The sequence below is a fragment of the Enterobacter chinensis genome (assembly GCF_034008295.1).
Classification (GTDB): Bacteria; Pseudomonadota; Gammaproteobacteria; order Enterobacterales; family Enterobacteriaceae; genus Enterobacter; species Enterobacter chinensis.
On sequence record NZ_JARDVI010000005.1, the window covers coordinates 216104 to 228826 of the forward strand.

13 protein-coding genes are annotated in these 12723 nt (G+C 54.9%); 4 read left to right on the forward strand and 9 right to left on the reverse strand.

The annotated features are described in order from the left end of the window. Positions 1-43: 43 nt before the first annotated feature. Together PYW49_RS16085 and yjjY are read right to left on the reverse strand one after the other, a co-directional pair. Entirely contained in the window at positions 44-730 is a 687-nt protein-coding gene (locus tag PYW49_RS16085) for a tRNA/rRNA methyltransferase (protein WP_320386949.1), read from the reverse strand. Between the two features lie 399 nt (positions 731-1129). Next, on the reverse strand, positions 1130-1270 hold the full coding sequence (yjjY, locus tag PYW49_RS16090) for a YjjY family protein (RefSeq protein WP_085928893.1): 141 nt from the start codon (positions 1268-1270) through the stop codon (positions 1130-1132). Between the two features lie 95 nt (positions 1271-1365). Between yjjY and arcA the strand changes: the two genes are divergently transcribed. Further along, positions 1366-2082, forward strand: a complete 717-nt coding sequence (gene arcA, locus PYW49_RS16095) for a two-component system response regulator ArcA (protein ID WP_003856501.1) — start codon at positions 1366-1368, stop codon at positions 2080-2082. A 46-nt stretch (positions 2083-2128) separates the two neighbouring features. Here the strand turns inward: arcA and creD are convergent, their stop codons facing one another. Genes creD through creA form a run of 4 tightly spaced genes read right to left on the reverse strand, consistent with a single transcriptional unit; the run spans position 2129 to position 6136 of the window. Beyond that, on the reverse strand, positions 2129-3481 hold the full coding sequence (creD, locus tag PYW49_RS16100) for a cell envelope integrity protein CreD (RefSeq protein ID WP_320386950.1): 1353 nt from the start codon (positions 3479-3481) through the stop codon (positions 2129-2131). Between the two features lie 56 nt (positions 3482-3537). Further along, entirely contained in the window at positions 3538-4962 is a 1425-nt protein-coding gene (creC, locus tag PYW49_RS16105) for a two-component system sensor histidine kinase CreC (protein ID WP_320386951.1), read from the reverse strand. Next, positions 4962-5651, reverse strand: a complete 690-nt coding sequence (gene creB / locus PYW49_RS16110; protein ID WP_320386952.1) for a two-component system response regulator CreB — start codon at positions 5649-5651, stop codon at positions 4962-4964. The genes creC and creB overlap by 1 nt, the downstream gene beginning before the upstream one ends. Before the next feature lie 14 nt (positions 5652-5665). Next, entirely contained in the window at positions 5666-6136 is a 471-nt protein-coding gene (gene creA / locus PYW49_RS16115; protein ID WP_134349600.1) for a protein CreA, read from the reverse strand. A gap of 211 nt (positions 6137-6347) precedes the next feature. Between creA and robA the strand changes: the two genes are divergently transcribed. Further along, a complete protein-coding gene (gene robA / locus PYW49_RS16120; RefSeq protein ID WP_025758049.1) occupies positions 6348-7217 on the forward strand; it encodes an MDR efflux pump AcrAB transcriptional activator RobA in 870 nt (289 codons plus the stop codon). On the opposite strand, the gene gpmB is transcribed toward robA, so the two are convergent. After that, the gene (gene gpmB / locus PYW49_RS16125) at positions 7214-7861 is read right to left on the reverse strand and encodes a 2,3-diphosphoglycerate-dependent phosphoglycerate mutase GpmB (protein WP_008502057.1); all 648 of its coding nucleotides are present in this window, start codon (positions 7859-7861) and stop codon (positions 7214-7216) included. The genes robA and gpmB overlap by 4 nt on opposite strands. A 49-nt stretch (positions 7862-7910) precedes the next feature. Here gpmB and yjjX point away from each other — a divergent pair, with 49 nt between their 5' ends. Beyond that, positions 7911-8426, forward strand: a complete 516-nt coding sequence (gene yjjX, locus PYW49_RS16130; RefSeq protein WP_320386953.1) for an inosine/xanthosine triphosphatase — start codon at positions 7911-7913, stop codon at positions 8424-8426. Between the two features lie 27 nt (positions 8427-8453). Here yjjX and trpR read toward each other — a convergent pair whose 3' ends face one another. Together trpR and sltY are read right to left on the reverse strand one after the other, a co-directional pair. Continuing rightward, positions 8454-8783, reverse strand: a complete 330-nt coding sequence (gene trpR / locus PYW49_RS16135) for a trp operon repressor (protein WP_047346298.1) — start codon at positions 8781-8783, stop codon at positions 8454-8456. A gap of 55 nt (positions 8784-8838) precedes the next feature. Beyond that, complete coding sequence (sltY, locus tag PYW49_RS16140; protein WP_320386954.1) at positions 8839-10776, reverse strand: murein transglycosylase; 1938 nt, start codon at positions 10774-10776, stop codon at positions 8839-8841. A 228-nt stretch (positions 10777-11004) separates the two neighbouring features. On the opposite strand from sltY, the gene ettA reads away from it, so the two are divergent. After that, the gene (ettA, locus tag PYW49_RS16145; protein WP_063143296.1) at positions 11005-12672 is read left to right on the forward strand and encodes an energy-dependent translational throttle protein EttA; all 1668 of its coding nucleotides are present in this window, start codon (positions 11005-11007) and stop codon (positions 12670-12672) included. Positions 12673-12723: the final 51 nt, after the last annotated feature.

Genomic DNA, 12723 nt, shown 5'->3' on the forward strand with positions numbered 1-12723 from the left:
CCGGACAGACTTATCCGCCATAGTAAAAACTTATGGCAGTATTTTACTCGGCCAATTTTTTTTCAATATCGTGCAGCAAACGATGCAGCATTGCAGTGTCTCGCTGCTCAAGACGCCCAAGACGCTGCTGCAGCCAGTCAGCCATTTTTTGATCGTCCGCCACTCCCAGTTGGGATAACAAATGCTCAACGCGAGCGCGCAGCGCAGCCAGCTGATTTTCGTTTGCCCCTTGTGCCTGAGGTTGGGGTATTTGTATTAGGGAGGCTAATTGATAGCAGTAAACCATTACCGCCTGGCCTAAATTCAGGGACGGGTAATCAGCCACCATAGGCGCACCGGTGAGCACGTCAGCCAGCTCCAGTTCTTCGTTTGTTAATCCGGAATCTTCACGGCCAAACACCAGAGCCGCTTTCTCCAGCCACTGGCTTTTCTCGCTCAGCATCGGCACCAGCTCCGCTGGCGTGGCATAATAGTGGAACTTTGCCCGGCTGCGCGCTGTGGTGGCGACGGTGAAGGAAATATCGTGTAACGCAGCGGCGAGCGTATCGTAAGTGGTTATATTATCAAGAATATCACCTGATCCGTGCGCCACCCAACGTGCCGCAGGCTCCAGGTGGGCAGTGCTGTCCACGATACGTAAATCGGTAAATCCCATGGTCTTCATGGCGCGCGCGGCAGCGCCTATATTTTCTGCTCTGGCTGGGGCGACCAGTACAATCGACAGATGCATTTATGCTCTCTTTTTAATCAGTTAGCGGGTAAAAATGTGATGCGCTTCAACATATTACGCAGCGCGAATTTACAAAATTGCAACACAAATCACCGAAATAGCGTTTCATAACAAATTAAAAACGCTAAACTATTCCTTGTCTGAACAATCAGTTAGAATGTTAACAGAACACTATTATCCCCATGTTTTATAATGATAATAGCGTCATGAATACCCTATTCTGATTGGATTCACTTCGTTTATAAATCAATGTCCGCAACTAGTTGGTTTATTGAAAAATTGTGACAAAGGCTAGCATTCGGCTACGATGATTTCATCAAACTGTTAACGTGCTACAATTGAACTTGATATATGTCAACGAAGCGTAGTTTTATTGGGTGTCTGGTGTCACTTAGCCTGTTATGTTGCTGTTAAAATGGTTAGGATGACAGCCGTTTTTGACACTGTCGGGTCCAAAGGGAAAGTACCCAAGACCAAGCTAATGATGTTGTTGACGTTGATGGAAAGTGCATCAAGAACGCAATTACGTACTTTAGTCACGTTAAGCCGATCATGTTAATTTGCGACATGCATCAGGCAGGTCAGGGACTTTTGTACTTCCTGTTTCGATTTAGTTGGCAATTTAGGTAGCAAACATGCAGACCCCGCACATTCTTATCGTTGAAGACGAGTTGGTAACACGCAACACGTTAAAGAGCATTTTCGAAGCAGAAGGCTACGATGTCTTTGAAGCGACCGATGGCGCAGAGATGCATCAGATCCTTTCTGAAAATGATATCAACCTGGTGATCATGGATATTAACCTGCCGGGCAAAAACGGTCTTCTTCTGGCGCGCGAACTGCGCGAGCAGGCGAACGTCGCGTTAATGTTCCTGACGGGCCGTGACAACGAAGTTGATAAAATTCTTGGCCTGGAAATCGGTGCGGATGACTACATCACCAAGCCGTTCAATCCTCGCGAGTTAACCATTCGTGCACGCAACCTGCTGTCCCGCACCATGAACCTGGGTACGGTCAGCGAAGAGCGTCGTAGCGTAGACAGCTACAAATTCAACGGCTGGGAACTTGATATCAATAGCCGTTCGCTGATTAGCCCGAACGGTGAGCAGTATAAACTGCCGCGCAGTGAATTCCGCGCGATGCTGCACTTCTGCGAAAACCCGGGCAAAATTCAGTCCCGTGCAGAACTGCTGAAGAAAATGACCGGCCGTGAGCTGAAACCGCACGACCGTACCGTAGACGTCACCATCCGTCGTATTCGTAAGCACTTCGAATCTACGCCTGATACGCCGGAAATCATCGCCACTATTCACGGCGAAGGGTATCGTTTCTGCGGTGACCTGCAGGAGTAATCCCGCAGTTAACGCATTAAAAAACGGCGCTTATGCGCCGTTTTTTTTATTTCCAGATCCGCATCGTGTCGTTATCAGACTTTGCAGGAGGTTCAGGGCGCTTCGGCTGAGAGAGCGAGTACCAGTCAAAATGACGGGTCAGATACATCACCGCGAACAGCGCCAGGGCGAGAACAGCCGAGCCCAGCAGCAATGCGCTGTCCTCCGAACGCAGCAGGAACCACATCACCACATCCAGTCCGAGGAGTGCCAGCACAAACATTCCGCTGCGCTTCCAGCTTTTCAACACCGCCTGCAGGTACATCCCGTTCATCACCGCCCCAACAAGGCTTGCGATAATCCATGCGGGCGTAAACCCAACGTGTTCAGACAGCGCCAGCAACACCAGATAGAACAGTACCAGCGACAGCCCCACCAGCAGATATTGCATCGGGTGAAGGCGTAATCCAGTTAAGGTTTCAAAGACAAAGAAGGCCATAAACGTCAGCGCAATCAGCAATATAGCGTATTTAATTGCCCGGTCCGTCAGTTGATACTGGTCGGCTGGCGTCGCTACCGTCACGCTAAAGGCCGGGAGCGCCTGCCACTCCGGCGATTCCTTATCGTAGAACCAACTCTCAAGGTTATTGGCAAACCAGCTGCTCTGCCAGTTCGCCTGGAAACCGGACTCGCCTATCTGGTGCTTAACAGGGAGATAATCGCCCATAAAACCCGGATGCGGCCAGTTGCTGTTGAGCGTCATTTCGCTATTACGCCCTACCGGCACCACCGCAAAACTGCCGGTTCCCGCCAGAGTGAGTGACATCTCAAGTGGAAACGTTTTGGCTTCCAGCGCTTTGTCGGTTAGCGGGATGTGGATCCCAGCAAGCGCCCCGTAGACACCGGAACCGGGTTCCACGCTTAGCGTCTCACCATTGATTTTAGAGATGCTGACCGTGCCAATACCCCGCGCGTCGCCAACGCCCGTCACGATAAACGGCTGCCCTGTTGTTATCGTTTCCCCTCTCAACTGCTTCAGTTCTTCGGTATTAAACTGCGCTTTTATCTTCAGGTCCGTGTTCCAGATTTGCCCGTCATAGATGCCAATATTTCTCGACTCAACGTGCTGGTTCCCTTCAACAACCAGAGATTCCGGCAGAATGAAATGCATGTAGCTTTTCTTAAATTCGACCTTCTTCTCGTCCTCTATCTTGTAAAAGATCTCCGTCACCGGAATCGCAATCATCGGACCGACCAGTTTTTGCGGTCCGCTGGTACTTTGGCGCAGCGTATTTTCGACATCGTTGCGATAGCTCTCCCGCTCTGATATCAGGTTACTGACCATAAAAAGCGGGACTAACAGCAGCAGGATGCACCCCAGAAGGGTGCAAATTTTCCAGAACAGGGGGGATTTCATCATTACGTCTCCTTTGTGATGAGAAGAGCGTAACCGTGCTGTGTGGGGCCAGTTTGAAGTTATGTGAAGGGACGGTGAAGTGTTAGCGTGGCCACTACGCCCCCTTCATCACGATTGTGCAAACCGATCTCTCCCTGATGCAAACGCGCGACCTCCTGGACAAACGCCAGCCCGAGTCCACTGCTCTTCAACCCGTTCTCACGAGGAAGGGAATAGAAACGTTCAAAAATACGATCCCGAGCATAATCCGGGATCCCGCTTCCGCTGTCGGTGACGATCAGCTGTACCTGCTTGCGATCTTCCCGGGCCGCGAGTGTGATGGCCCCGCCCTGCGGTGTGAAATCGATAGCGTTATCCAGCAAGTTGCCTAGCGCCTGATCGAGAAGGTCGGGATCGCCCGCAACATTAAGCGAAGTCGGCTCAAGGGTCAGTACAATCTCTTTCGCTGCCACCAGTGCCGCTCGCGCGTCGGCAAGCCGGGTGAACAGCGAGTCGACGCTGACGACCTCAGGCGTAATCTCGACCCGATTTTCAAGCCGCGCCTGAGTGAGCAGCTTTTCAACCAGCGACTGCATACGTGCGTTTTGCACCAGAATATTATCGATAAACCGCGTGGCTACCTGCGGTGGTGGCTGTTCGGAGAGAATTTCTGCCGCACCGCGAATGGCCGCGATCGGGCTTTTCAGCTCGTGGGTAAGCGCATGGACATAATGCTCAATATAGTTTTTCCCTTCCAGGCGAATGCGCATATTTTCCAGCGCCTGCGCCAGCTTGTGCAGTTCACTACTGCCAGGATTAGGCAGCGGGAGAGGTGTATCCGTGGTCACCGAGTCGGCATAGCGCGATAACGTACCGATGGATCGATTGATCCACCACGCCACGGCAAGGCCAATCAGCAGGGCAATGCCGAGCAGCGCCCCGCCTGCCCACAGGATCCGACGCTCGCTGCGGTGAATCACCGGAGCCATCGCGCTGTTCGGTTTTCCTACCGAGAGCACGCCGATAATCTTGCCCTGCTCTACAACCGGCGCGGCAACATACATCACCGTACTCTCCGGATCGTCGGGATGGATCTGGGTACTGCGCGCGCCGTATTCACCGCGAAGCGTTAGCCAGACATCGTTCCAGCGCGAGTAATCTTTTCCTACGGCCAGAGCGGTGGAATCAAACACGACCCTGCCCTGTGCATCGGTCATGTAGACGTGATACTCGTTACGCACTTTATGAATCCCGCCGATATTGGCACGCAAAGGGCGCTCATGGAGTTGTGAAAAGGCCTGCGCCAGCTTGCCCTGCTGCGCATGACCCGAAAGCAAATCGTCACGTCCAATTTCGGCCAACAGGGTCGCGGTGTCGATTAACGTGCCCTCGGTTGCTCTGCGCACGCCGGGCTTCACTTCCTGAACAAAGATCGACAACACGAACCACGCGGCGATGGCCACGATCAGGAAATACCCCAGCAGCAAACGCATCCCAATGCGCATTAATAAAGCCCCAGGCTATAGCCCATACCGCGATGGGTGCTGATGGGTGACAGTTCCTCGTTCACCGCCCGCAGCTTGGCGCGCAGGGTTTTGATATGGGTATCCACGGTACGATCGAAACTGTCGCCGTCTTCGCCCCACACCTTGTCCATTAACTGCTGACGGGAGAACACCCGTCCAGGAGCCTGCAGTAAGGTTTTGAGCAGCAAAAACTCATAGCGCGTGAGCGGTAATGCTTCACCGCACCAGCTGATTCGCGCGGCAGGTTCGTTCAGTTCAAACTGGCCGATGCGCACAATCTCTGAAGGCGCAGCGGATTTTTGCATACGCCGTAAAATTGTCCGCACCCGCGCACAGACTTCGCGGGGGGAGAAAGGTTTAGCAACGTAGTCATCGGCCCCCATTTCGAGGCCAAGCAGCTTGTCCACCTCATCACTGCGCGCCGTCAGAAACAGCACCGGCAGCGAGGGATGCTGCGCCAGCAGCCGGCGACAAAGTTCAAACCCACTGATGTCCGGCAGCCCGACATCCAGAATGGCGAGCGCCGGAGCCTGCCGACTCGCCTCCTCCAGCACCGGCAAACCCCGTTCAAACGCCTTTACTGCAAACCCCTCCTGCTGGAGCATGTAGATAAGCGTATCGGCGATACTGATTTCGTCTTCAACCAGCCAGACCACAGGTTGTTGCATGGTTCATCCCTGAATTAATGCCACGGCATAATCGGCACCGCGCTGATCGCGTTTTTCGGTGAGCCTTCCACCACTTTGTCGGAATAGGCCAGGTAAGCCAGCGTATTGCGTTTCGCATCGTAGAAACGCACAACCTGCAGCTTTTTGAATACCAGCGAGGTCCGTTTCTGGAACACCACGTCGCCCTGCGCTTTACCGTTTTTAATTTTATCGCTCAATTCAACCGGGCCCACCTGCTGGCAGGAGATCGCCGCATCGGAGGTATCTTCCGCCAGCCCCAGGCCGCCTTTGATACCGCCCGTTTTCGCGCGACTGACATAGCAGGTGACGTTTTTCACGTCCGGATCGTCAAACGCTTCCACCACAATTTTGTGGTCCGGGCCGAACATTTTGAACACGGTATCGACGGAACCAATCTGTTCCGCCTGCGCGACGCGCGCGACCATCAACATCAATGCGGTGAAGATCAAAGTCTTGTATTTCATATTGTTACCATTCTTTAAAATTACACTGAGCGATTATTCAACACTTTAGACAAAAATGTAGCAAGATCACAGGATTAGAATATATCTGCCTGTAATGTGCTCTAAAAAGCATGAATGCGCAAAAAAAACACTGAATGCTAAAACATCAAAAAATGCTATTATCCGCTAACCTGTTATCAGGCACCTGCTGTTTTAAGGATGAGGATAGTATATGGATCAGGCTGGAATTATTCGCGACCTGCTCACCTGGCTGGAAGGTCATCTCGACCAGCCTTTGTCACTGGATAATGTGGCGGCTAAAGCAGGCTATTCCAAGTGGCATCTGCAAAGGATGTTCAAGGATGTCACCGGTCATGCTATCGGGGCCTATATCCGCGCACGTCGTCTGTCAAAATCTGCGGTGGCATTGCGCCTGACCGCGCGACCGATTCTGGATATTGCCCTGCAATATCGTTTCGATTCGCAGCAGACCTTCACCCGCGCCTTTAAAAAACAGTTCTCGTTGACGCCAGCGCTTTATCGTCGCTCGCCAGACTGGAGCTCGTTTGGCATGCGTCCGCCGCTGCGTCTGGGCGAGTTCGCGATGCCGAAATACGAAATTGTCACGTTGCCTGAAACCCATCTGATCGGCACGACGCAGAGTTACTCGTGCTCCCTGGAGCAGATTTCTGAATTCCGTCATCAGATGCGCGTCCAGTTCTGGCGCGACTTCCTGAGCCACGCGCCGGCGATCCCGCCGATTCTGTATGGTCTCAACGAAACGCACCCGAGCCAGGAAAAAGACGACGAGCAGGAGGTGTTCTACACCACCGCGCTGACGCCAGATATGGCCAATGGCTACATTCAGGGTTCGAAGCCTGTCGTGCTGGAAGGCGGCGAGTACGTCATGTTCGCCTATGAAGGGCTGGGAACGGGGGTTCAGGAGTTCATCCTGACCGTTTACGGGACCTGCATGCCGATGCTGAATCTGAATCGCCGTAAAGGTCAGGACATTGAGCGCTACTACCCGGCGCAGGATGCTAAACCGGAAGAAGGCCCAATCAATCTGCGTATGGAATTCTTGATTCCAATACGTCGTTAACGCTGCAGTTCGTCAAGCGCAGGGGCATCGAGATGCGAAATGTCCCCTGCCATCTCCACTACCCAGCCCGACGCCAGCCACGCGCTCTCCTGGTAATCAATCCGGGAAATCGAGCAGTTGCGCAGACGCAAACGACGCTCAGCATAAGCCGGTAACCCCAGAATGGTGCTCACCAGGCAACCCAACGCAATCCCGTGACTCACCAGCAGCGGACGGCTTCCTGCCGGAAGCTTCAGACACTCCGCCAGGGCAGCATGCATACGTACGCTGAGCTCCTGCATGGATTCCCCCTCAGGGATACGGCCATCTTCGGTGCCGTTCACCAGCGTGCGACGCCAGCCCTCTTCCGTTTCCGTCAGCGTATCGATATGGCGTTTTTCCAGCACGCCCATATCCAGCTCGCGCAGGCGCGGCTCAAGCATGACGTCACAGCCGCAGGCGTCTGCGATGATGCGCGCCGTCTGCTGTGTGCGACCTAAATCGCTGGTAATGACGTGGGTAATGCCCAGCGTTCTGGCACGCTCTGCCACCTGCCACGCTTGCTGCACACCCTTCTCAGTGAGAGGACTGTCTGACTGGCCTTGAATACGTCGCTCGGCGTTCCACTGCGTTTCACCGTGGCGAACAAGGTATACCTGTAACATGCTTTTTTTCCGTTATACTGCGATGAGTTTTTTTGAATCGAGCTTAATTATGCACCATGTTGTCTCTGCTACCACTAATCCTGCCAAAATTCAGGCAATTCTAAGGGCATTTGAAGAGATCTTCGGCGCAGGATCCTGCCATATTGAGGCCATCGGCGTCGAGAGTGGCGTTCCTGAACAGCCGTTTGGCAGTGAGGAAACGCGCGCTGGCGCACGAAATCGCGTGACAAATGCCAGGGTTGCCGCACCGGATGCTGACTTTTGGGTAGCCATTGAAGCCGGTATCGACGAAGGCGCAACCTTTAGCTGGGTGGTGATCGAAAGCCGTGAACAGCGTGGTGAAGCGCGTTCGGCCACCCTGCCGCTGCCGGAGATCATTCTGGATAAAGTCCGTGCGGGTGAAGCGCTCGGGCCGGTGATGTCGCAGTACACCGGCATTGATGAGATTGGCCGTAAAGAAGGGGCCATTGGCGTCTTTACCGCAGGCGCGCTGACGCGTTCTGGTGTTTATCACCAGGCGGTGATCCTGGCGTTAAGCCCGTTCCATAACGCGATTTATCGGTAAGCGTGTAGGCCGGAACGGGCGAAGCCGTTATCCGGCGTTTTTCAGCAATACCGCTTCCAGCCACTGGCGCAGCTCAACCGGTGCCGACTTCAGGCTGTTCGACCCACGGGTAATCGTTGCGATACCCGCGCCGAGCTCATTTTTCAGCTCGCGCTGGCTCATCTCACCGCGCAGCAACTCTTCAATGATCCGCACGCGTGTGCCGAGCGCCTCACGCTCATCCGGCGTGAGCATCAGCTGCATCAGGGGTAAATGCAAATCCTGATCGTAAGACTGGCGAAGCAACTCCACAAAACGAAGCCACTCCTGATGACGTTGTTCGGCCATTGCCGAGGAATACGGGGAATGCTGGGTCATGTTATGCTGCCTCTTGTACTCATTAGCGAGTACAGCATAACACAACCCACGCCGATCAGTAACGTCTCTGCCACTCGGCATCGCTCATCAGGGTATCTTTCTGCCCCATGAAGTAGCGATAGTAGGCATCATACGCCAGCACGTTTTTCACGTATCCGCGCGTTTCCGAGAAGGGGATGCTCTCGACAAACGCCACGGCATCGATGCGCCCGGCGCTGTTGCCAAGCCAGGTACGCACGCGCCCAGGACCCGCGTTATACGCCGCCGAAGAGAAGATGCGGTTATTGCCGAACTGCTGATACACATACTGGAGATAGCTGGTACCGATGTTGATGTTGGTATCCGGATCCAGGAGCTGTGACGGGCTGCTGTACCCAGGAATATTAAACATCTTCACCGTGTGCGTCGCCGTACCCGGCATGATCTGCATCAGACCGCTGGCACCCACCGGGGAACGGACTTTCGGGTTCCACGCACTCTCCTGACGGGCAATCGCCATCGCGTAGCTTTGCGGGATATCTTTGCCGCTGGTGTAGCGATCGAAAAGATCTTTATAAGCCAGCGGGAAACGCTCTTCGAGATGATCCCACAGCTTACCGGCGATCGTTGCCTGCACGCTCAGATCCCACCAGTGATTATCAAACGCATAGCGGGCAAGCTGGGCTTTCTCGTCGGTGGTGCGGCTGGTCACCAGATTCGCCCACTCGCTGCGCGCGGTGTTGTCCATGTTCCAGTACATTAGCTCGCGAACGCGCGCCATTTCTGGACCCTGGGTCAGCGCCGGGTTCGCGTTCGCGGGCGCTTTATCAATGCGGAAGGTGTACTCCTCGCCCAGGCGCTGCGCGGCCGCCATCGGGTAGAACCCGCGCTGCTGCATCAGCGTATGGAGGATCTCTTTGGCTTCATCATCACGACCGCGCTCCATCAGCAGGTCGGCCTGCCAGTAGCGCCATTCGTCCTTCTCTTTGGCTTCCATAGGCAACCGCGCCAGCCAGGTATTCAGCCCCCGGCGATCGCCCGTACCCAGCGCCATTCGCACGCGGCGTTCCACCAGCGAGGTGGAGTTTGAACGCATAATGGCATCGTCTCGCCAGCGCGCCTGTTCATCGGTCACATCGGTGCCCATCAGTCGCCACGCCACGATGTCGCGCAGCTCCTGGGTTTGCTCCTCATTGAGCTGCTGCGCCTGCACCAGCTGCGGGATCATCAGCCGCGCGTTTTCCACATCGTCGCGCGCCACGCTGGCAAAGGCCACCGCCGCCATCTGGCGGGTAAAATCGGTCGCCCCCGTACTGCGGGCAAAGGTCAGCACGCTGTTCGGATCGTTAGCCAGCGAGATAACCGCGGTGGAGATCGTCTGGTAATCGGACGGCATTTGCCCCGCCAGCGTGGTTACCAGCCGCGTGTTGCCGGCTTTCATCGCCAGACGGATGCGCTCAAGGTAGGCCAGCGGGTCTTGCTTGCCGGAAGCACGCCATGCGCCAAACAGGGAATCACAGGCGTTTGGCTGGCTTTTCCCGGTGAGCCAGAGCTCTTTCGCCCCGGCCCAGGCCTCTTCCTGCTGACCGGTGGCCCATTTCGCATAGTAATAGTTACACTGGGCTTCGGTGGCGTTTGGCTTTTCAGGGCTAAACGCCAGCAGTCCGCGCCAGTCTTCACGACGCGCCAGTTCGTTAACGAAACGAGACTGCAGATTCCGTGCCGGCGGCAGAGTTGGGTTCGCCTGAATGAAATTATTCACGGTGACGGTGGGTTGGTTCATGAGATCGTCCGTGATCTGGCGATACTCCAGATACGGATACAGCGGATAATCCTTTAGCGTCGGCATCAGCGCCTGTACGGTATCCATCTGCTTGTTGTCCCACGCCTGTTTAATTTGGGCGTAGCGGTTACGTTGTTCATCCAGTGAATCGGCATGCACCGCCTGGCTTACCGCCATTACGCATATGCTGGCAGCCAGCAGACGCCAGACCACCCGTTTGGCTTTTTCCACAAGCTCTTCCTCATTGTTTTTTCATCAATTGCAGCGTCTTGCCACATCAAAGCTTAATTAACTTATGCTAACCAGGCATCCCGCAACGCGCCACGTCGTGGACACTTTTTTACCTTTCTTGCGCGTTTTAACACTCCCGACGTTCCTGGCTGGGATTAGGCCGTGAAAAAGGCTACACTTCGAGGCTGAAATTCCATACTCATCACGATAAAAGAGGCGAAGTCCAACGTGGCTCAATTCGTTTATACCATGCATCGTGTCGGCAAAGTGGTCCCGCCGAAACGTCATATTCTTAAAAATATCTCGCTGAGCTTCTTCCCGGGCGCAAAAATCGGTGTTCTGGGTCTCAACGGTGCCGGTAAGTCCACCCTGCTGCGCATCATGGCCGGCATTGATACAGACATCGAAGGTGAAGCCCGTCCGCAACCAGGTATCAAGATTGGCTACCTGCCGCAGGAACCTCAGCTGAACCCGGAACACACCGTGCGTGAGTCCGTCGAAGAAGCGGTATCCGAAGTGGTTAACGCGCTGAAAGGTCTGGATGAAGTGTATGCCAAATACGCCGAGCCGGATGCGGATTTCGACAAGCTTGCCGCGCAACAGGGCAAGTATGAAGAGATTATCCAGGCGCATGATGGTCACAACCTGAACGTGCAGCTGGAGCGCGCGGCGGATGCCCTGCGTCTGCCGGACTGGGATGCAAAAGTTGAGAAGCTCTCCGGGGGTGAACGCCGCCGCGTGGCACTGTGCCGCCTGCTGCTGGAAAAACCAGACATGCTGCTGCTTGACGAACCAACCAACCACCTGGATGCAGAATCCGTGGCGTGGCTGGAACGCTTCCTGCACGACTTCGAAGGCACCGTGGTGGCGATTACCCACGACCGTTACTTCCTCGACAACGTCGCAGGCTGGATCCTGGAGCTGGACCGTGGCGAAGGCATTCCATGGGAAGGCAACTACTCCTCCTGGCTGGAGCAGAAAGATCAGCGTCTGGCGCAGGAAGCGTCTCAGGAAGCGGCGCGTCGTAAGTCTATCGAGAAAGAGCTGGAGTGGGTTCGTCAGGGCGCGAAAGGCCGTCAGTCTAAGGGCAAAGCCCGTCTGGCACGCTTTGAAGAGCTTAACAACACCGAATACCAGAAACGTAACGAAACCAACGAACTGTTTATTCCACCTGGAGCACGTCTGGGGGATAAAGTGGTTGAAGTGACCAACCTGCGTAAGTCCTACGGCGACCGTCTGCTGATCGACGACCTGACCTTCTCCGTACCGAAAGGCGCTATCGTTGGCATCATCGGTCCGAACGGCGCGGGTAAATCGACCCTGTTCCGCATGATGTCCGGTCAGGAGCAGCCAGACAGCGGTTCTATCACCCTGGGTGAAACCGTGAAGCTGGCGTCCGTTGACCAGTTCCGTGACGCGATGGATAACAGCAAAACCGTGTGGGAAGAAGTTTCCGGCGGTCTGGATATCATGCGTATCGGCAACACCGAGATGCCAAGCCGCGCCTATGTTGGCCGCTTTAACTTCAAAGGCACCGACCAGGGCAAACGCGTGGGCGAGCTGTCCGGCGGTGAGCGTGGTCGTCTGCACCTGGCGAAGCTGCTGCAGGTGGGCGGTAACGTACTGCTGCTCGATGAACCAACCAACGACCTGGATATCGAAACCCTGCGCGCGCTGGAAAACGCCCTGCTGGAGTTCCCGGGCTGTGCGATGGTTATCTCGCACGACCGCTGGTTCCTCGACCGTATCGCGACCCACATTCTGGACTACCAGGACGAAGGTAAAGTGGAGTTCTTCGAAGGTAACTTCACCGAATACGAAGAGTACAAGAAACGCACGCTGGGCGCAGACGCTCTGGAGCCGAAGCGTATTAAGTACAAGCGTATTGCTAAGTAAGTGCCAACAAGCCGGGTGGCGCTAGCGCTTACCCGGCCTACGATTCTGTGC

Bases quoted from the DNA above. Each gene is read 5' to 3' on its own strand.
- PYW49_RS16085 (WP_320386949.1), bottom strand. From the start codon at position 730: ATGCATCTGTCGATTGTACTGGTCGCCCCAGCCAGAGCAGAAAATATA.
- arcA (WP_003856501.1), top strand. From the start codon at position 1,366: ATGCAGACCCCGCACATTCTTATCGTTGAAGACGAGTTGGTAACACGC.
- creD (WP_320386950.1), bottom strand. From the start codon at position 3,481: ATGATGAAATCCCCCCTGTTCTGGAAAATTTGCACCCTTCTGGGGTGC.
- creC (WP_320386951.1), bottom strand. From the start codon at position 4,962: ATGCGCATTGGGATGCGTTTGCTGCTGGGGTATTTCCTGATCGTGGCC.
- creB (WP_320386952.1), bottom strand. From the start codon at position 5,651: ATGCAACAACCTGTGGTCTGGCTGGTTGAAGACGAAATCAGTATCGCC.
- creA (WP_134349600.1), bottom strand. From the start codon at position 6,136: ATGAAATACAAGACTTTGATCTTCACCGCATTGATGTTGATGGTCGCG.
- robA (WP_025758049.1), top strand. From the start codon at position 6,348: ATGGATCAGGCTGGAATTATTCGCGACCTGCTCACCTGGCTGGAAGGT.
- gpmB (WP_008502057.1), bottom strand. From the start codon at position 7,861: ATGTTACAGGTATACCTTGTTCGCCACGGTGAAACGCAGTGGAACGCC.
- yjjX (WP_320386953.1), top strand. From the start codon at position 7,911: ATGCACCATGTTGTCTCTGCTACCACTAATCCTGCCAAAATTCAGGCA.
- trpR (WP_047346298.1), bottom strand. From the start codon at position 8,783: ATGACCCAGCATTCCCCGTATTCCTCGGCAATGGCCGAACAACGTCAT.